Source organism: Niallia sp. Sow4_A1 (assembly GCF_052116745.1).
Taxonomy (GTDB): Bacteria; Bacillota; Bacilli; order Bacillales; family Cytobacillaceae; genus Niallia; species Niallia hominis.
The window spans coordinates 68,446-87,218 of sequence record NZ_JBQKKM010000002.1; the positions used below are offsets into that span (position 1 = coordinate 68,446).

Annotated in this window: 13 protein-coding genes; 7 read left to right on the plus strand and 6 right to left on the minus strand. The window is 35.6% G+C overall.

Going from position 1 to position 18,773, the window contains the following annotated elements; genetic code table 11:
* Window positions 1-390: 390 nt before the first annotated feature.
* On the minus strand, window positions 391-1,098 hold the full coding sequence (locus tag ACTQ5K_RS01560; protein ID WP_251627737.1) for an aspartate/glutamate racemase family protein: 708 nt from the start codon (window positions 1,096-1,098) through the stop codon (window positions 391-393).
* Between the two features lie 115 nt (window positions 1,099-1,213).
* Here ACTQ5K_RS01560 and pdxR point away from each other — a divergent pair, with 115 nt between their 5' ends.
* The 5 genes from pdxR (at window position 1,214) to ACTQ5K_RS01585 (ending at window position 10,788) form a co-directional block, all read left to right on the plus strand.
* Window positions 1,214-2,620, plus strand: coding sequence for a MocR-like pyridoxine biosynthesis transcription factor PdxR (gene pdxR / locus ACTQ5K_RS01565; RefSeq protein WP_031540244.1), 1,407 nt, complete (start codon window positions 1,214-1,216; stop codon window positions 2,618-2,620).
* Window positions 2,621-2,711: 91 nt separating this feature from the next.
* Window positions 2,712-3,752 carry a SepM family pheromone-processing serine protease gene (locus tag ACTQ5K_RS01570; RefSeq protein WP_048716468.1) on the plus strand — a complete coding sequence of 347 codons (1,041 nt, stop codon included), beginning with the start codon at window positions 2,712-2,714 and terminating at the stop codon, window positions 3,750-3,752.
* A 213-nt stretch (window positions 3,753-3,965) separates the two neighbouring features.
* Entirely contained in the window at window positions 3,966-4,157 is a 192-nt protein-coding gene (locus ACTQ5K_RS01575; protein WP_031540242.1) for a hypothetical protein, read from the plus strand.
* A gap of 818 nt (window positions 4,158-4,975) precedes the next feature.
* Window positions 4,976-7,627, plus strand: a complete 2,652-nt coding sequence (locus tag ACTQ5K_RS01580; protein WP_053094386.1) for a PBP1A family penicillin-binding protein — start codon at window positions 4,976-4,978, stop codon at window positions 7,625-7,627.
* 431 nt (window positions 7,628-8,058) lie between these two features.
* Window positions 8,059-10,788: a tetratricopeptide repeat protein gene (locus tag ACTQ5K_RS01585; RefSeq protein WP_035416695.1), complete on the plus strand. Its 2,730-nt coding sequence runs from the start codon at window positions 8,059-8,061 to the stop codon at window positions 10,786-10,788.
* Window positions 10,789-10,856: 68 nt separating this feature from the next.
* On the opposite strand, the gene ACTQ5K_RS01590 is transcribed toward ACTQ5K_RS01585, so the two are convergent.
* From ACTQ5K_RS01590 to ACTQ5K_RS01610, 5 genes are all read right to left on the minus strand, one after another.
* Window positions 10,857-12,506, minus strand: a complete 1,650-nt coding sequence (locus tag ACTQ5K_RS01590; protein ID WP_048719018.1) for a glutamine--tRNA ligase/YqeY domain fusion protein — start codon at window positions 12,504-12,506, stop codon at window positions 10,857-10,859.
* A 357-nt stretch (window positions 12,507-12,863) separates the two neighbouring features.
* Window positions 12,864-13,190: an AzlD domain-containing protein gene (locus tag ACTQ5K_RS01595; RefSeq protein ID WP_031539531.1), complete on the minus strand. Its 327-nt coding sequence runs from the start codon at window positions 13,188-13,190 to the stop codon at window positions 12,864-12,866.
* Window positions 13,187-13,912 (minus strand): AzlC family ABC transporter permease, encoded by a 726-nt coding sequence (locus ACTQ5K_RS01600; protein ID WP_031539532.1) that lies wholly within the window; start codon window positions 13,910-13,912, stop codon window positions 13,187-13,189. Before ACTQ5K_RS01600 ends, ACTQ5K_RS01595 begins: the two co-directional genes overlap by 4 nt.
* A 181-nt stretch (window positions 13,913-14,093) precedes the next feature.
* The gene (locus ACTQ5K_RS01605) at window positions 14,094-14,309 is read right to left on the minus strand and encodes a hypothetical protein (protein WP_048719012.1); all 216 of its coding nucleotides are present in this window, start codon (window positions 14,307-14,309) and stop codon (window positions 14,094-14,096) included.
* An 83-nt stretch (window positions 14,310-14,392) separates the two neighbouring features.
* A complete protein-coding gene (locus ACTQ5K_RS01610) occupies window positions 14,393-15,610 on the minus strand; it encodes an MFS transporter (protein ID WP_031539538.1) in 1,218 nt (405 codons plus the stop codon).
* Between the two features lie 487 nt (window positions 15,611-16,097).
* On the opposite strand from ACTQ5K_RS01610, the gene ACTQ5K_RS01615 reads away from it, so the two are divergent.
* Together ACTQ5K_RS01615 and ACTQ5K_RS01620 are read left to right on the plus strand one after the other, a co-directional pair.
* A complete protein-coding gene (locus tag ACTQ5K_RS01615) occupies window positions 16,098-17,444 on the plus strand; it encodes an aspartate kinase (protein WP_031539540.1) in 1,347 nt (448 codons plus the stop codon).
* A 330-nt stretch (window positions 17,445-17,774) separates the two neighbouring features.
* Window positions 17,775-18,584, plus strand: a complete 810-nt coding sequence (locus ACTQ5K_RS01620) for a basic amino acid ABC transporter substrate-binding protein (protein WP_031539541.1) — start codon at window positions 17,775-17,777, stop codon at window positions 18,582-18,584.
* Window positions 18,585-18,773 lie beyond the last annotated feature (189 nt).

The window sequence follows — 18,773 nt, forward strand, 5'->3', positions numbered from 1 at the left end:
TTACAGCCGTTTAGAGAAAATGTAAAAAAAACTAGGATAAAGGTACCCTAGTTAATAAGGAGGCCACTGAAAAAGTCTAGTTCTCCAAATTAAATGAGGTTTTATTTATTTGAAAGCGAATAATAAGTTGGTTTGGAGAGGCGTCCGCTCTACTCCTACGGGAGATGCGAGAAAGTCCGAGACCCTGCAGGAGCGTAGCGACGAAGCGGCTCGGCGCTCGCCCCGTGGAAAGCGAGCGGTAAGCCTCCGAAAACAAAAACCTACACTAAGTTAGAATGGTTTGGTAACTACCGATTCACTAGGTAATTCACTTTTTCAGTGGCCTCGTTAATAAGACATGGTATTTTTTTGGTTCGTTTCGAGTGAGGAAAGAAAGGACTTTACTAAGCTTTATTTTAAAGCGAATTCTTTACTGAGCGCGTAGGAAACAGCGGCTTTAGCATGTAAAAAGGTAGTATCAAATAATGGAATAGAGCTATCTTCTTGTTTAATAAGTAACGGTATTTCTGTACATCCTAATATAATACCTTCTGCACCTTGAGCTAGCAGTTTGTCGATAATGCGCAAATATATTTCCTTTGATTCAGGAAGAATAATTCCTTTGCATAATTCATCAAATATGATCCGATGGACAACTTCTCTATCTTCTTTCTCGGGCACAATCGTTTCTATTTCTTGCTCTAATAGTGCCTCTTTATAAAAAGAATGCTCCATTGTAAACATGGTTCCTAATAAGCCAACTTTTTTCAAATCAGCTTCTTTTACAGTGCTTCCTGTAGCGTCTGCAATATGAAGCAAAGGAATAGATATGGCTGCTTGTACTTCTTTTGCCATCTTGTGCATCGTATTTGTACAGATTAAAACAACATCAGCGCCCCCTGCTTCCAATGTTTTTGCAGCGTGTACCATTAATTCCGTTGCCTTTTCCCAGTGACCAGCTTTTTGCAGTGCAACAATTTCTTCAAAATCAAAAGAATAAAGAAGGCATTTGGATGAGTGTAATCCTCCCATTTCTTCCTTTACCAATGTATTCATATATCGATAATAATCTGCCGTTGATTCCCAGCTCAAACCACCAATAAGTCCAATCGTTTTCATAGTAAAACTCCTTTCGACCATTTTTTTCATGATATCATGGTATACTGGTATAGGATAGAGCCAGAAAATATATACTTTTATAGTACCAGTTTAGTCTTTATTGGAGGAAATTCCTATGATTTTTATTACGATTGACCGATCTCAATCTATCTCTCTAACCCAGCAAATTTATGATCAGGTTCGTAATGGCATATTAGAAAAACAATTAAAAGAAGGAGAGAAATTACCTTCTTCGAGAGAATTGGCAGGCACTATTGGAGTTTCCCGAAATATTGTTCTAGAAGCGTATGAGCGTTTAATTGCAGAAGGATATTTGGAGGTTAGACCAAAGGCAGGAACCTTTGTAGCACTGGGGACCTCCCTTTCGTTTGTTGAGAGACCGAAGAGGAAAGACACTCCCAAAAAAGCGGAGGATGAAAAAAATACATATATTGATTTTAAAGCTGGCAATCCAGCAATAGATTATTTTCCTAGGAAGAAATGGGCTCAAATAACGAAGGAGATTTGTCTACATTCATCGGAATCCGTCTTTGGATATGGAGAAGCTGCAGGGATGAAGGAGTTGAAGGAAGCACTTGTTGACTATTTAAAAAGAGTAAGAGGGGTACAATGCAGGGCAGAGCAAATTTTCATTACATCTGGTGCTACTCAAGGGTTGAAGCTTATTACGGAAATGCTTGGAAAAGATAATAAAAGAATTGCAGTTGAGGACCCGGTAACAGATGAAATGAGGAATATTTTTACATTTGGTAATGCGAAGATTTTTCCTGTTCCCGTAGACGAAAATGGAATTAACCCAAATAGTTTGCCAGAACAATCACCAAGCTTTGTTTTTGTAATTCCTTCCCATCAATTTCCGTTAGGTGGAATCCTATCTATTCAAAGAAGACTTCAGCTAATAGAATATGCGAAAAGGATGAATTGCTATATTGTGGAAGATGATTATGACAGTGAATTCACTTATGAAGGGGCGCCTGTACCGTCCATTCAAGGTATAGCACCTAACCATGTGATTTATGTGGGTACTTTTAGCAAAATACTTTCCCCAGGACTGCGGATTGGATATGTTATTTTACCAGAGGAATTGGTCGATTCCTTTGAGCAAATTAAATGGTTTTCAGATAGACATACATCCTCACTAGAACAATTAGTATTAGCCCAGTTTATCAGGGAAGGATATTTAGATCGACATGTACGCAAAATGAAAAAAATCTATAAAGAAAAAAGAGAACGATTGGTTTCAGCCATTCAACAAAATTTTCAAGGCGCAACCATTATAGGTAAATCAGCAGGCATGCATTTAGTTGTAGAGATACCAGGAGTAGATTTTTGTCCAACATTCATACATAAAATGGAACAATCAGGAGTGAAGGTATACCCCATTGAACAATATAGCTTAGTAAAAGGGAAACACAGGGAAAGAATTGTGATGGGATATGGTGGACTAACTTTAGAGGAAATCGAAAAGGGTGTCCTTTTATTAAGAAAAACAATTGAATCAAATAGAAAATCCATTTTTTAATGGAATAAATAGCTGAAATTCATTCTTTTTTCATTTAATGTATGTAAATATATTTATAGAAGCAAATTATTATCCTAAGGAGTATGTAAATATGAATAAATCAAGAAAAAGCATCTTTTCAAGAAAGTGGTTAACCATACTTTTTGGGGTACTCATCATTCTCTTATTCATCCCAACCCCCTATTATTTAAACCAGCCAGGCTCCATTGAAGCACTTGCGCCAAAAGTGACGGTAGAAGATGGAACTAAGTCAGAAAAAGGAAGCCTCAATTTAACAACTGTTTATTCGATAAAGGCAAATAATCCATATATTTATTTATACGGATTAGTCGCTCCTCATACGGAAATACGAAAAGAGGAAGAGGTAAAAGGGAATCTTAGTGACGAAGAGTATAATAAGCTATTGCTTCATATGATGGATACTTCTAAGCAAAATGCGATTATTGCTAGCCTCCATGAAGCAGGAAAAAAAGTTCAATTTGACTATAATGGCATTTTCGTTGCACAAGTATTAGAAAATTCCAAAGCAAAGTCAATTATAGAAGTTGGAGATATTATTCAAAAGGTAGATGGCCAAGAATTTACGAAAAGTGATGAATTAATTGCGTATTTAAAAGACAAGCAAGCAGGCGACACTGTCCAGCTTGAATTTATACATGGGAAAGAAAAGAAAGAAGCATCCGTTGAAGTCATTGTATTAGATAAAAAAACAGGACAAGTCGGAATTGGCATTGCACCTGAAGATAATATGACAATAAATCCTTCGATCAATGTTGCGATTAATAGTGAAAATATTGGCGGCCCTTCAGCTGGATTAATGTTTTCTTTAGAAGTTTATAATCAAATTGTGGAAGAGGATTTAACAAAGGGTTACAAAATTGCTGGTACTGGCACAATGGATGCAGAGGGAAATGTAGGACAAATTGGTGGAATCCAGCACAAAATAGTTGCTGCCCATAAAGCAGATGTAGATATATTCTTTTATCCAAAAGATATAACAGAAGATGATACCAATGAAAAGGAAATTAAAGAGCAAGTGGAGGAAGAAGGCTACACAGATATAAAAATCGTGCCAGTAAGCACATTGGAAGAGGCAATCGATTACTTGGAAAAGCTTCCTGAAAAGAAATAAACTTTACATATTGCTCATTTCAGATTTACAGAATTTCTCCGGATAAAATATAATGTTTACCTAGTGTCTCCTTAATTTATTTAAGGAGATTTTTTCATGTAAGGCTGTTGAACTAAAAATTCTGTTTAGAAAAGAGTGAAATGGGAAAGGTATATATAGATAGTGGAAAGTACGATGGGAAGTTGGGAAACGGCATTTACAAGGAGGTTCACCATGTCAGAATTTTTTAGTGGTCTTTTTAATATTCTTTATGGAGCTTTTGGAGTTCCTCTCCTTTTAATCGTTCTTATTATTCTTGTCATAGTTGTATCACAAAGAAGACGAAAAAAACGGATGAAACAAGAAGATTGGATGGGACATTCTCCTGTAGAGAAAATTGAAAAAGAGGATGAGAAGAAAAAATAATGAAGAGTCAAAAAAGGAGACAAACGCAAGAGCGTTTGTCTCCTTTTTTTGTGAGGGGCGGTTTAGACCACGTTAATTTTTTTTATCTATATTAGAATTGATTTCTTTCTTTGCTTACATCAAGTAAGCCCCCACCATTTTGGATTGAGGCCACTGAAAAAGTGAATTACCTGGTGAATCGGTAGTTACCAAACCATTCTAACTTAGTGTAGGCTTTTGTTTTCCGAGGCTTACCGCACGACTCACCGGGGCGAGCGCCGAGCCGCTTCACAGCTCACGCTCCTGCAGGGTCTCGGACTTTCTCGCATCTCCCGTAGGAGTCGAGCGGACACCTCTCCAAACCAACTTATTATTTGCTTTCAAATAAATAAAACCTCATTAATTTGGAGAACTAGACTTTTTCAGTGCCCTCTTTGGATTCTCGTTGATTATATACATCGGATTTTAAATCACAAAGTGCTTTCTTGATAAATTAGGAAAAATAAGTCCCTTTAACCTCAAATAGCTCCCCAGTTAGACATTTAAAAGATATGGATTCCCTCCTATTTTTACTCTTATAAAAGAATTATCATAAATCTAGCAGTTCTACCATTTTGTCAAAAATGATTGGATGCTATGATTTGTAAATCAAAAAACATATTTTTCAAACGAATTTTTAAAGTGAAAATCTATAACACTAAAACAGAAACATATTATTTAAAGCTGTGTCTATTTTCTCTACTAGATCATACAAAATCGAAAATGAGGTGAAAAATCTGCTATTAAGAAAGTGAATATAGACAAAATGGAATGTTTATATTTTATTAGCAGCTACTCGAATGACTGAAAATAATCATTCTCGCGTTGAGCGAAGAAAAAAATTACAAGAAGAACAACGTTTATCAAAGAATCAGAAACCAAAGAGAAGATTCTGGAAAAAACTCTTATATTTTAGCCTTATCGTTGGAGTTGTACTCTTTTTGGTTGGAGTTGGTGCAATTATTTTGATTATCAAAGATGCTCCAAAGTTTGACGAAACATTATTAAAAGACCCTTTATCGTCTAGCTTATTTGCTAGTGATGGAAAAACAGTCATCGCCGAGGTAGGGACAGAAAAACGTGATGATATCGGTATAGAACAAATTCCAGAGGTATTAAAGGATGCTGTTTTAGCAACCGAGGATTCTCGTTTCTACAAGCATCACGGAATTGATGTAAAACGAACAATGGTTGCGATTTTTAAAGTAATTACGACAAGATCGTTAGAAAGTGGTGGAGGAAGTACCATAACACAGCAGCTAGTAAAAAATTCTTTTTTATCGATTGAACAAACACCAACAAGAAAAATCCAGGAATGGTACTTAGCAATTCAACTAGAACGTCGCTTTACTAAAGAGCAAATACTGGAAATGTATTTCAACAAAAACTTATACGGTTGCGATATTTATGGAGTAGCAAAAGCATCGGAGCGTTTCTTTGGTCTAAATGTGGATGAATTAAACCAATTAACACTTGAACAAGCTGCGCTTTTAGCAGGAATTCCACAAAGTCCGAATCGATACATGCCAATCGTTGAAGACAACTTAGAACGTGCAGAAGAACGAAGAAATATGGTTCTTAACTATATGAATAGACATCATTATATTTCCAAATCAGAAATGATAGAAGCACAAAGTACCCCTATTGAAGAGACGATAAACATACAGAAACCGAAAGCAAATAAATATGAGGCCTTTGTAAATACCGTGTTAAAGGAGGTACAAGACAAAACAAATGCGAATATTTTCGAAGATGGATTAGAAATTTATACAACCATCGATTCTGACATACAACAATTGACAGAAGATGTGCTGTCCACCAATGATTATGTCAGCTTCCCAGAAAATGAAAAGCTGCAAACAGCTGTTGTAATTACCGATACACAAACTGGAGAAATTAAAGCAATTGGTGGTGGGAGAAATTTTCAAACTAATTCTTATAATTATGCCATTATGATGAAACGTCAGCCAGGTTCGACAATTAAACCGATTCTTGACTATGGTCCTGCCATTGAAAAATTGAACTGGTCAACAGCCCATAAGATAAAAGATGAAAAATATCATTACAGTGATGGGACTCCGATTCGAAACGCAAATCGTACCTATGCAGGGAGTAAGACAATTAGAGACCACCTTGTTTGGTCACGCAATATTCCAGCATTAAAAACATTTCAAGAAGTTGGTGCAGAAGCTGCAACTGAATTTGCTAGAAGTCTAGGTTTCCCAATTTCAGATGAACAAAAAGGAAATGAAGCAAACTCCATTGGTGGGATTGATGCGGCTTCTCCACTTGTGATGGCCGGTGCATACTCTGCCTTTGGTAATGCTGGTTACTATATAGAACCCCATACTATAACAAAAATTGTCTATTCAAATGGGCGTGTTGAGAAATTAGCACCGACTGAGAAAAAAGTAATGGCAGATTATACAGCTTTCTTAGTGACCGATATGCTAAGGTCAGTCGTCCATTCAGGTACTGGGGCTAAGGCGAATATCGCTAATATAGACCTTGCTGGAAAAACCGGAACGACGAACTTTGATGAAAAAACCGTTACGAAATACAGCCTCCCAAATAATGCTGTAAGGGATGCATGGTTTGTGGGGTATACTCCACAATATACTGGAGCCGTATGGACTGGGTATGATAAAACGACTTCTTCGAGTGATTATTTAAATAGCACAACAGACGATCTTTCCCTACTCGTTTTCAAAGCCATTATGTCGAAGGCAGCAACAAGTCAAGAGCGATTTAAGCAGCCTGAAAGTGTTGGGAAATCGGGAATGGAGTATTACGTAAAGGGTGGAGAGAAACCACAACCGCCGAAACCAGTGACACCAACCGATTTTGGCGCCATTTATGAGGAAGAAGCAAATCAAATTGAATTAGCATGGAACCACTCTTCGATTAGCGGTTTTGAAACAAGCTTTGAAGTTACTTATACAGTAGATGGAAAAACAACAAACTTAACGTCTACAAAGGATAAAAAGGTCATTCTTCCGAATCCTCATAAAGGCGAAGAATATGTCTTTACGGTTGTGGCAAGTGTAGAAGGAGTAAAAAGTGATGTAGCTTCCACTGCCATCACAGTGGAGGAACAAGCCAAAGCACCAAACAGTCCAAGCAATCTCCAAGCAACCTATGATCAAGCATCAAATAGCATTTTGATTCATTGGCAACCTAGTAGCGAAGGTGAAAATAACCAATACATTGTTTCCTTTACGGTTAATGGAATCCCTCAAACCTTAGCAACGACGTCAGAGCAACAAGCCACATTGAAGAGGCCACAGCCTGGACAAACGTATATGATCTCAGTAACTGCCACAAATGAAGTAGGTTCTAGTGAAGCGGTGTCTACGTCTGTTACGGTTTATTCTACTCCTGGCGGAAGTGGAGAAGATAATGGATTTGGTGACATTATCCTTCCTGATGCAAATACTGGCACAACTCCGTAAGTGAAAAAAGAAAATGGTCTCCAAATTCAAGGGATGATCATTTTCTTTTTATATCAAATCAACTAGAGAAAGATTTTTAAGTAGGTCAAAAGATACAAGGAACTTTTTTTCTGGATAGATAAAGCAGGAAAGAAAGGTACGATTGGCACTAGAGGAAGAGAATAATAATAAGTAATCTAAATATAATAGTGTGATAAAAGAGCGAACATTCTGCAATCTTATGATAGAGACTTCAGTTAAGTAGGAAAAACAGGTAGGATTACCTAACTGTTATTATATTGTAAAGAGATTGATTCAAATTAGAAATCCATGAAATAATCTAGTTTGCTACAATGAAGGATAGCCTACTAAGACATAATTAGAAAGATTTTTGCATAAAGATAGTATTTTAAAAAGAGGAAGACACTCTAAATGGATGGCAGGGGGAAGTTATGACATTAGAAAAAAAACTAATCGAAAAAACGTATTATGAAGGATACTTAAAAGATAGAGACGAATCACCAATTGAAGTCTTAGGACAATTATATATTGCTGAACAAAGAAAAAATGTTCCTGATTTAACTTCTATCCGCTTTGCGCAAGGGGAATTATATTTTCAATACCATGATTATGAAGCGGCTATTTTTAAATGGGAGAATATTAGTAATGAATTAGAACCATGGGCGCAAAAGAACCTTGCAGATGCCTATTTGGAATTAGAGGAATATTCAACTGCAGAAAGCTTTTATAAATCAATTGTTACCGATTCTGATCTTTTAAAGACAGAAATTTCGATGCAGCTATTTTCTTTATATTTTCAAAAAGAAAATCATGAAATGGCGTTAGAGATTATCAATAATCTTGTCGCAACTAATCCTGATTATGCCAATATAACAACTGTTGCTAAATCGTATTATGAAGAACAGCAAAATTGGGAAAAAGCAATCCAGCTTGCTGTTAATGAAGGGAAAAGAACAGATGCATTAAAATGGTATGAAGCGCTGATTCATTATAGCAACCTTGGTGTAATCAATCAGTTTGAGCCATCTTATTTTATGGAAAACTTGAAAAGTCTTCAAGAATTAGATACTGCTACTTTTGAGAGATTGGCGATATCATTATGGAAAAACTATGAAGATAGCGCACATTATTTAACATGGGTAACTGTGTTTAATACAGTCTATGAGCCAGCACCAAGTGAAGCTGAAGAGGGACTGACGCTTATATTAGAAAAAGCATATGCTCATTTAATTAGTGGTAGCTATCCTATTAAAGAAGTACAAGAAATCGTTCCAGCACTTTTATCCAATTATTTCTTATCTTCTGCTGGAAGACATGTTGTAGTTGCAGCATCTGCTGTTTTAGCTTGGAATGAAATGTTTAAACATTCTATTGAATATTCCGTTGTATCAAAAGCTGAAATGGTCATTAATGAAGCACCGGAAGCGAATGTTTCGTTCCAACAATTTATGAATTTATTTGAATCTATTATAGATTGGGCAGATAAACATGATATTCCACTAGATAAGAAATTTACCCAAAAAGTGCAGGATTACCTTCCATCTGATCATTATCAATTATTGATGGTAGGATCACATGGAAGTGGTGTGAATGCTTATATTAATGAGCTTGTAGGGGAAACTGTTCTGGCGGAAGAAGCAAGCGCGATTCTAACAGTAAAAGATAATGATTATCTTGAGATTAAGGAAGTAACGAACGCTGGATTACGTCCAATTGATACACTAACCAATTTTTATAAAGAGCTTTTGATGCAACAATCAGATTCTGTGAATCCGAGAGTGTTTCAGTTAGATACACCTTCTCACTTTTTAAATCAAAATAGATGGACTGTTACTACTGCTCCTTTTGTTGAAAAAGAATCTTATGCAGATTATGCCATGCTGGCAGACAGTCTCTTATTTGTTATAAATGAACACTCTGTTTTTTCTTATAATGAATATGAGCGATTAAAGCAATGGAAGGAAAAGTCATCGTTCTTAACTGTTCAATTCTTAATTTATATGGATGATGCGGAAAATGAGAAAGTGGCAACAAAACGATTGCAAAAGGCAACAGCTGCTATTCAGCATTATTTCCCAGATAGCAAAATATTTATCTATTCTAAGCAAGAGGATAGAAAAATGCAATTAGATGAGGTCAGTCTCTACTATCAACAGCATTTTGAAGGAAGAAACATGAAGGAAGAACGTCTACAAAGCTGCATTTCCATCATTCAAGATTTAATTACAAATCTATTAGATAAGCGACTAGATATGGAAAATAGTTTAAAGGGATCACTAGAATTGTATGAGGAAATGGTAAGTAAGCTTACTGGTGCAAAAAATCAGCTTATGGATATGGAAACGTCAAAAATTGAATCAATTACAAAACAATTTGAAGAAATCAAAACAGAAACGCAAGAAGCAATGAAGAAAGATATTCCAGCTATTTTAAAAGGCTGTAAGGATTTTGTAAAAGAAGATAGTGATTTTACTAAGATGCATGTTGCTCTTAATGAAGAGATGAATAAACGTATAAATCACTATATAAACGAAACGTTATCACCGCGCGTTCATCGAAGTATAGAGGAATGGATTCACTCTTCCCATAAACAATTAGAGCAAGGGCAGCAATTTCTTCAAGAGCTTTGTGAAGGATTTAATGGCATATATAAAGAGCATCCTTTGGAACTTATCTGTGACTTTACAATCATTGAAGATTGGAGAAGGGATGCACGCCGCTTATCAAGTGGGCTACGAATCGATCCATTAAATATTTTCAATCGCTTTAATGCGTCTCAAGTATTTTTAAAGAGTGCAGGGAAGCTACTCGGAGCTATTCAACAAAATAAAAAAATGCTCCAATCAAAATATCAAAAGTATATCGAAACGGAAGACTTTTCTGAAGTGGTTTCATCTGTTTCAGCAGCTGTTTTACAGCATTTTGATTTCTATGAAAAAGGATTGGAAAATGATATCAAGATGTTCTTTATCAGTCCAAAGGTAACATTAGAGCAGGTTGCTGAAGAAAAATCAAAAGACATAGTGGAATACAAAGATTTACTAGAACGTTTAAAGAATAATCCGGAAATGTTCCATGATCCATTGAAATTATTCGAATTACGTTTGCTGCAGTACGATTGGCTTGCTAATACAACTAAGCCTGCAACGACATGGATATAAGTGATTGAAAAAAGGGAGAAGATTAATCGAAATAGTGATTATTCTTCTCCCTTTATTTCTAGCAAATATTATAATTTAAATGAGCTTTTCAAGGAAACAATGCGGTTAAATACAGGCTTTTCAGATGTTGTATATTTAGGGTCCACATTAAAATAGCCATGACGGAAGAATTGAAATTTATCTTGTGGTTTAACATCCTTCATATTTGGCTCAATAAAGCCTTGAATCACTTCTAGAGAATTAGGATTTACATAGTCTAAGAACGTTTTTCCTTCTTCTATTTCCTCCTCTTCATCACTAATAAGTGGTTCGAATAAGCGGAATTCAGCAGGGATAGCTTGCGTTGCTTCCACCCAATGCAATGTTCCTTTTACTTTTCTGCCAGTAAAGCCAGTCCCACTTTTTGTTTCTTTATCATACGTACAGTGAAGCTCCATTACATTTCCCTCTTCATCTTTTATTACTTCTTCACATTTGATGAAGTAAGCATGCTTTAATCGCACTTCATTTCCTGGGAATAAGCGGAAGTACTTCTTCGGGGGATTCTCCATAAAGTCTTCTTGTTCAATATAAATTTCACGAGAGAATGGAATTTGTCTCACTCCCATCTCTGGATTTTCTGGATTGTTTTCCGCATCTAACATTTCTATTTGTCCTTCTGGGTAGTTCGTGATGACGACTTTTAAAGGATTTAGGACACCCATTGTACGAGGAGCTTTTAATTTTAAATCTTCACGAACAAAATGATCAAGCATTGCAGAATCAACTGCTCCAGATCCTTTTGAGATACCTAATTCCATACAGAAATTACGGATTGCTTCTGGCGTTACACCTTTTCTTCTTAAACCAGAGATAGTAGGCATACGAGGATCGTCCCAACCATCCACATATTTTTCGTCTACTAGGAGTTTTAATTTCCGTTTACTCATTACCGTGTTTGTAATATTTAAACGACCAAATTCAATTTGTTGAGGCGTGCTTTCCATTTCACATTCACGAACAACCCAATCATAAAGAGGGCGTTGGTCTTCAAACTCTGTTGTACAAAGAGAGTGTGTGACACCTTCAATCGCATCCTCTAACGGATGAGCAAATGCATACATTGGATAAATACACCATTTATCTCCAGTATTATGATGTGTTGCATGGGCGATACGATAAATAACAGGATCTCTTAAGTTAATATTAGGAGAAGCCATATCAATTTTTGCGCGAAGAACCTTTTCACCATTTCCAAACTCTCCGTTACGCATTGCTTCAAATAATTGAAGATTTTCTTCCACAGAACGGGTGCGATAAGGACTTTCTTTCCCTGGTTCTGTTAACGTACCACGGTATTCACGAATCTCATCAGCAGATAAATCATCTACATAAGCTAGCCCTTTTTTGATTAATAGAACAGCACGCTCGTACATTTCTTCAAAATAGTCAGAAGCAAAGAGCAGATTTTCCCATTCATATCCAAGCCATTCTACATCTTCTTTAATAGAGTTAACATATTCAATGTCCTCTTTTAAAGGGTTTGTATCGTCAAAGCGCAAGTTTGTTTTGCCGCCAAATTCATCTGCCAACCCAAAATTAATAAAAATGGACTTAGCATGTCCAATATGTAAATAGCCATTTGGTTCTGGCGGAAAGCGAGTGATAACTGTATCATGCTTACCTGTTTCTAAATCTTCTTTCATGATGTTTTTTATAAAATTAGAGCCAATCTCCAAGATTATAGCCACCTTTCTTTTATGTATGAATACTTTTAGTTTTGAATGTTGAGCCTAGTAACTCGTTTATATCGAAAATATCCAAACGATCTTAGTATGATTATATCAATAATATAACCAATATTTTATTATAAACTTCATAGAAAGGAAACGAAAGTACAATAAATTTGTAAATTTTTATGGTTTTGGAAAATGATTTGTATAGTTTTGGATTAATTTTGAAGAAATAGCCATTTTAGTTAGTGAGAGGCTTTTATGAGAAGGATGAACGCCAAAAAAGCAGGAGGAAGAGGGGAAGTTGGTTTTCATTAAAATAAAATGCCCCCTTTAAGCAAAAGAGGCATTTAACAAAAATAATTACATACTCAATCGCACAATAGCCATACACACCACTCCGAATAATACGGTAGTTAATAAGCTTTTGCTAAGAAAAGCAACAATGATAGTCGGGATAGTCGCAAGAAGGGCTTCCCAATTAATACGGATACCAGTACTTCCGCTAGTTTCTAAAAGACTTTCTACAATTAATCCAGTAAATATACATACCGGGAGATAGGAAAGCCATTTTTCAACTGGTTCAGAAATGGTGAAATTGCGTGCTACTAAAAATGGAATAACTCTCGGAATAAACGTAACAAGTGTACAACCAATTAATAAAAGAATAAAGCTAGTGTTACTCATCATTTATCTGTCACCACCCCAATTGTAGCAACAATGATTGTTGATATAATGACACTTAAGCTGCTTGATAAAAAAGTAGAGAAAACAAGCATGCATATGATCATCAATGTGATTAATAATAAATAGTGTTTCAGCTTAGTAGGTTTGATTGTTTGCAATTGCAGGATTAATAACGCAATAAACATGGCGGGCAAAGCATAATCTAATCCAAATTGTTCAGGATCTGGGAACCAGCCACCGATATATCCCCCGATTGTACATGCTCCAATCCAAACAAGGTAGGCAGTAAGATTTAGTCCATTCATCCAGCGATCATTAATAGGCTCTTTTCTAGCAATTTTCGTAATAGCTACTCCAAATGACTCGTCTGTAACAAGGCTTCCAATACCGATATTTTTCAGTACGGAATATTGTGTGAATTTAGGTGCTAATGCTGAGCTTAATAACAAGTGGCGCAAATTCACAATGAATGTAGTAAGGATAATGGCACTAATGGGACTTGCAGCTGCAATCATTGCACAGATAATAAATTGAGAGGCACCTGCATAAACAAATGTGGCAAGAAAGAAAACATGGAATACAGATAATCCAGACGATACACCTACCACGCCCATTGCTAGGCCAATGCTGATATAGCCTAGTAACGTTGGAATACAGTCCTTCACCCCATCCAAATAGGAGAGTGTTTGTTGTTCTTCTTGTTTTTCTAATTTTAAACTTTGCACGGTCAATCCCCTTTATTGCGAATTAGTAATTACATTTATTATATAAGGGAGAAAAATTTTAGGCAATGCCTTAATAGATGAAGTAGTAGGGGTGAAAATTTGTGGTTATTTTACGCAAAGTTAGAATGAAAGCCATCACTGCCATTTATTGCAGTAGTTTGGAATTCTGAAAAGAAGCGTATTAAATAATAACACAAAAATAAAAACCATTCTCATCATATCTAGAAGAATGGTTTTGTTTATATTTCTTTTCTTTTCGTGTTAATTTTTCCTGTTTTGTCTTTGTTGTTTTCGTGATTGGTACGATGGATCCCCAGGAGCCTCTTCGCATCGTTGTATCAAATCCACTTTCTCTTAACGCTTTTTCCCGTTTCTTTCTTGCCGCTGATTTAGCCATTGCGTTTCCTCCTTTTGATGTGAATCATTTCCTTAATTATACATCATAAAGGAGAACAATGTTACTAGTTATACATTGGGATGTTAAGAAATCGACTGTTTCGATAACTTAGGATGTCGATGCATCATTGCAAAAAGAAAAATACCGCTTGCTAATAAGAGAAAGCTGGTTGAAAAGAATACCATGGAGAAACCAAAATTACCAGCGATTATTCCACCAAGAGCAGGGCCGATAATATTTCCGAGAAAACGGAGACTTGTTTCATACCCCATTACTTCTCCTTGCATGGCAATTGGTACTTCTTGACGAATATAAGCTATACGTACTGGAACCATTCCACCAATCGCTACACCAAGAATAAAGCGGATAATAAGTAATTGCCAGTATTGATTAACAAATCCCCCTGGAAAATAAATGATCCCAGCAATAAATAAGAGAATAACAAGTACTTTCAGATGACCTGAGCGATCTCCCATTTCTCCCCATTTCCTTGCCATTAGCAAGTTACCTAATCCTGCTGCTGAGAAAGCTAATCCAGCGAAAAAGGCAATGTTCTCAGGTCCGTGCAAGTCACTGACATATAGAGAAAGAATTGGTTGGATGCTAAAATGGGCAATTTGAATAAAAGCCGAGATAAGTAGTACGGTGATGAAAACAGGATTCTTAAGAATATGGGCTAATACCTCTTTGCTTGTATAACTGCTTTTCGTACCCTTTTGAACAGGGAGAACAAATTCTTTCGTCGTAAATACTAGAATGGCAGAAATAAAGATTGCAAGTGAGGTAAATCGGAAAGTCGCTCCATAGCCGAAGCTATCTGCTAAGACGCCTCCAAGCAATGGACCAATCAATGCCCCTGTAATACTTCCTGTTTGTAATGTTCCTAACACTTTTCCCGCAACTTTTTTTGGTGTTTGAGTGGAGATAAATGCTTGAGACATTGGGATAAAGCCAGTAAAAAATCCTGTGAAGAACCGAAGAATAAAAACTTCCCATACAGAATTAGCGAAACTCATAAGAAATATCGATATACCAAGCCCGATTGCCAAGATGATAAGAATTGTTTTTCTGCCAAACTTATCGCCAATTTTTCCCCAGATTGGCGAAAATAAAAACGCTGCTACAAAGGTGACAGAGAAACAAAGTCCTGACCAATGTTGAACAAATTCTGGCGAATATTGACCAAAGGATTCAATATAAAGCGATAAAAATGGGAGAACCATGGTCATACAGGCACTTATAAAAAAGTTGGCAAACCACATGATTCCTAAATTGCGTTTTGAATATTGTTGGTTTTCCATTTTGTAAAAACACTTCTTTCTAATATAGTAGAAAATTTTTCATTAAAGGCCTCCTCCATCTAGGATGGAAAGAGAATTCGAAAGGAAGGACGAGGAGATTGTAAAAAACAGCACAAACAATTTCGCTTAACTAAATATTAGTTTAACGTAAAATTTACATAAAAGAAAGTATTTTGGATGTTTTTTTCCAACAGATGTTCGATGTTTAATAAAAGAAGAAGAGGTATCTATCAAGAAAAGACTGTAATGTAGTGGTTGTAGAGTTGCAAAGGAGTGAATAATTAACTGAAATTACCAATGGAGGATTTTCGTACTTTTTTATTGGAATTCTTGTGAAAAATAATTAAAATGCATTTGTTTTTCTAGAGTATACAAATGTATTTTTAGAAAGGATAGCACTTGATTATTTAGTGTGAAATAGTGATAATAGCGATAGTGAATAATTTTGAAAATTATTACTATTTAACAATTAGTGGGAGTTGTCGAAATGAAGGTTGTCAAATTTGGGGGTAGTTCATTAGCTACGGGGAATCAATTGGAAAAAGTATTGCAAATAGTTAAAGCAGATAAGGAGAGAAGGATTGTTGTTGTATCTGCACCTGGAAAAAGATATGAAGAAGATACGAAGGTTACAGATTTATTAATCCAATGCGCAACAGCTGTCATAAATGGGGATAGCCCTTCCCCTTATTTAGAGGAAGTGTTAGCCAGGTATGCAAATATTGCCAAAGAATTGGATCTTTCCAGTGATATCATAGCAAATATAAAACGAGATTTATTAGAACTAATAAATAATTCCGCTGATAAAGATGCTTTTATGGAAGCGATGAAAGCTAGTGGCGAGGATAATAATGCAAAATTAGTTGCACACTTTTTTAAAGATAGAGGATTAGATGCAATCTATGTTAGTCCGAAAGAAGCGGGCTTAATTGTAAGTGATCATCCTGGAAACGCTCAGGTGCTTGCTGAATCATATGATCGACTATTCACTTTAAGGGAACAAAAGAACATTATTGTTTTCCCAGGCTTTTTTGGATACAACGAATCAGGAAAAGTTGTTACTTTTTCAAGGAGCGGCTCCGATATAACTGGTGCGATTCTTGCAAATGGAGTGAAGGCGGATTTATATGAAAACTTCACAGATGTTGATGCAGTATACTCCGTCAATCCTTCCATTGTTAAACAGCCAAAAGAAATAAAGGAGTTAACCTATCGGGAAATGCGTGAATTGTCTTATGCTGGATTTTCTGTATTCCATGCGGAAGCACTTATACCGGCTTACCGTGCAGGAATTCCTGTACAAGTAAGAAACACGAATAATCCTTCAGCACCAGGAACAAGAATTGTTGCATCAAGAAGCAATACAAATGGACCGGTAGTTGGAATTGCTAATGATAAGGGATTTTGTTCTATTTATATTAGTAAATACTTAATGAATCGTGAAGTTGGCTTTGCAAGAAAAGTCCTATCCATATTAGAGGAGTATCATATTTCTTATGAACACATGCCGTCTGGGATTGATGATTTAACAATTGTTTTGCGTCAGGATCAATTAACTGGAAAAAGCGAACAAGAAATATTAGCAAAAATCTCCGATGAATTACATGTAGATGAGATAAAGGTAGAGCATGATTTAGCACTTATCATGCTTGTAGGAGAAGGCATGCGTCATAATGTTGGTACAAATGCCCGTGCATCTAAAGCACTTGCAGAAGCAGGAGTAAATATTGAAATGATAAACCAAGGATCATCAGAAGTAAGTATGATGTTCGGCGTGAAAGAAACAGTCGTAAAAAAAGCGGTAAAGGCAATTTACGAAGAATTTTTTCAATAATTTAACGCGGAAATGATAATGCTATAGCAAAGAAATATTAGAGGATGCAGGGAAAAGAATAGGAAAATTTTTTGAAAAAGAAGAAGTTCAACTTTCAAATCTTTATTTGAAAAAGAGCTTCTTCTTTTAATTTGTGTCTATTATTCAAATCTTGAGAAATTTTAAAAAGTTTTCTTGTATATAAATTAACAAAAAGTTATAATAAATGCATTATAAAAGATAGATATATTAAGATAAGATTGGTTAAGGAAAAGTTTTTTTATCTGTTATTATCGGAAAATTCTATATTATATAAATATAAAATTTTACATCAAAAGAGGGGGAATTACATTGAAGAAAAAAGGGTATTTATTTGCTTTATTTATGTCGATAGTACTAGTTCTAGCTGCATGTGGTACAAGCTCAGAAAAATCAAATAGTGATGAAGAAGGCAAAAAGAAATTGAGAGTAGTAACCGACGCGGCCTATGCACCATTTGAATACATGGATAAAGACAAGATTATAGGTTTTGATGTGGATATTTTCACTGCTGCTGCAAAAGAAGCAGGATATGATTTTGAAATTGTTAATGTTGGATGGGATCCTGTTTTTGCGGAATTAGAAAATGGAACAGCAGATGTAGGTTTATCTGCCATTACGATTAACGATGACCGATTAAAATCTTATGATTTCTCTATTCCTTATTTTGAAAGTACTAATAAAATTTTAGCTCCAGAAGGAACGGATATTGAAAAAGCTGCTGATTTGGTAGATAAGACAGTAGCAGTTCAAGCAGGAACAACAGGTGCAGATGCAGTGGATGCACTATTAGGAAATGGCAATGAGAAAGTGAAAAAATTTGAGAATAATAATTTAGCTATTCTTGAAATGAAAAATAATGGTGCAGATGCAGTTGTTGCAGATAATGCAGTACTAGAAACCTATGCTAAAAATAATCCACAGGATAACTTTACGGTTATTGAAGATAAGGAAGGATTCGAATCTGAATATTATGGTTTCATGTTCCCTAAAGGAAGCGAAATTGTGGAGGATTTAAGCGAAGGGCTTAATGCGATTTTAGATAATGGAAAATATGCAGAAATATATAAAGAATGGTTTGGTCAGGAACCAGATATTGAAAATTTAAAAGCACAACAATAGAAATATTACAGATGAGGAAGGGTACTCAAAAATAGGCATTTCCCCGCTTGAACAATTAGGGAGCACAAATTTCTTCCATATTGTAGCTAAGTGAGGGAAGGTCCTTCTGAGTACCTTTTTTTAAAGAAATTTGAGGTTTTCTATTACTTAAAAAGTAAATGGATAGCAGTAATACTGTTTTTTGGAGGA

What these genes read in the sequence shown, in the direction of transcription:
- ACTQ5K_RS01580 (WP_053094386.1), top strand. Translation starts at nt 4,976, where the DNA reads ATGACTGAAAATAATCATTCTCGCGTTGAGCGAAGAAAAAAATTACAA.
- ACTQ5K_RS01575 (WP_031540242.1), top strand. Translation starts at nt 3,966, where the DNA reads ATGTCAGAATTTTTTAGTGGTCTTTTTAATATTCTTTATGGAGCTTTT.
- ACTQ5K_RS01560 (WP_251627737.1), bottom strand. Translation starts at nt 1,098, where the DNA reads ATGAAAACGATTGGACTTATTGGTGGTTTGAGCTGGGAATCAACGGCA.
- pdxR (WP_031540244.1), top strand. Translation starts at nt 1,214, where the DNA reads ATGATTTTTATTACGATTGACCGATCTCAATCTATCTCTCTAACCCAG.
- ACTQ5K_RS01615 (WP_031539540.1), top strand. Translation starts at nt 16,098, where the DNA reads ATGAAGGTTGTCAAATTTGGGGGTAGTTCATTAGCTACGGGGAATCAA.
- ACTQ5K_RS01610 (WP_031539538.1), bottom strand. Translation starts at nt 15,610, where the DNA reads ATGGAAAACCAACAATATTCAAAACGCAATTTAGGAATCATGTGGTTT.
- ACTQ5K_RS01605 (WP_048719012.1), bottom strand. Translation starts at nt 14,309, where the DNA reads ATGGCTAAATCAGCGGCAAGAAAGAAACGGGAAAAAGCGTTAAGAGAA.
- ACTQ5K_RS01585 (WP_035416695.1), top strand. Translation starts at nt 8,059, where the DNA reads ATGACATTAGAAAAAAAACTAATCGAAAAAACGTATTATGAAGGATAC.
- ACTQ5K_RS01595 (WP_031539531.1), bottom strand. Translation starts at nt 13,190, where the DNA reads ATGATGAGTAACACTAGCTTTATTCTTTTATTAATTGGTTGTACACTT.
- ACTQ5K_RS01570 (WP_048716468.1), top strand. Translation starts at nt 2,712, where the DNA reads ATGAATAAATCAAGAAAAAGCATCTTTTCAAGAAAGTGGTTAACCATA.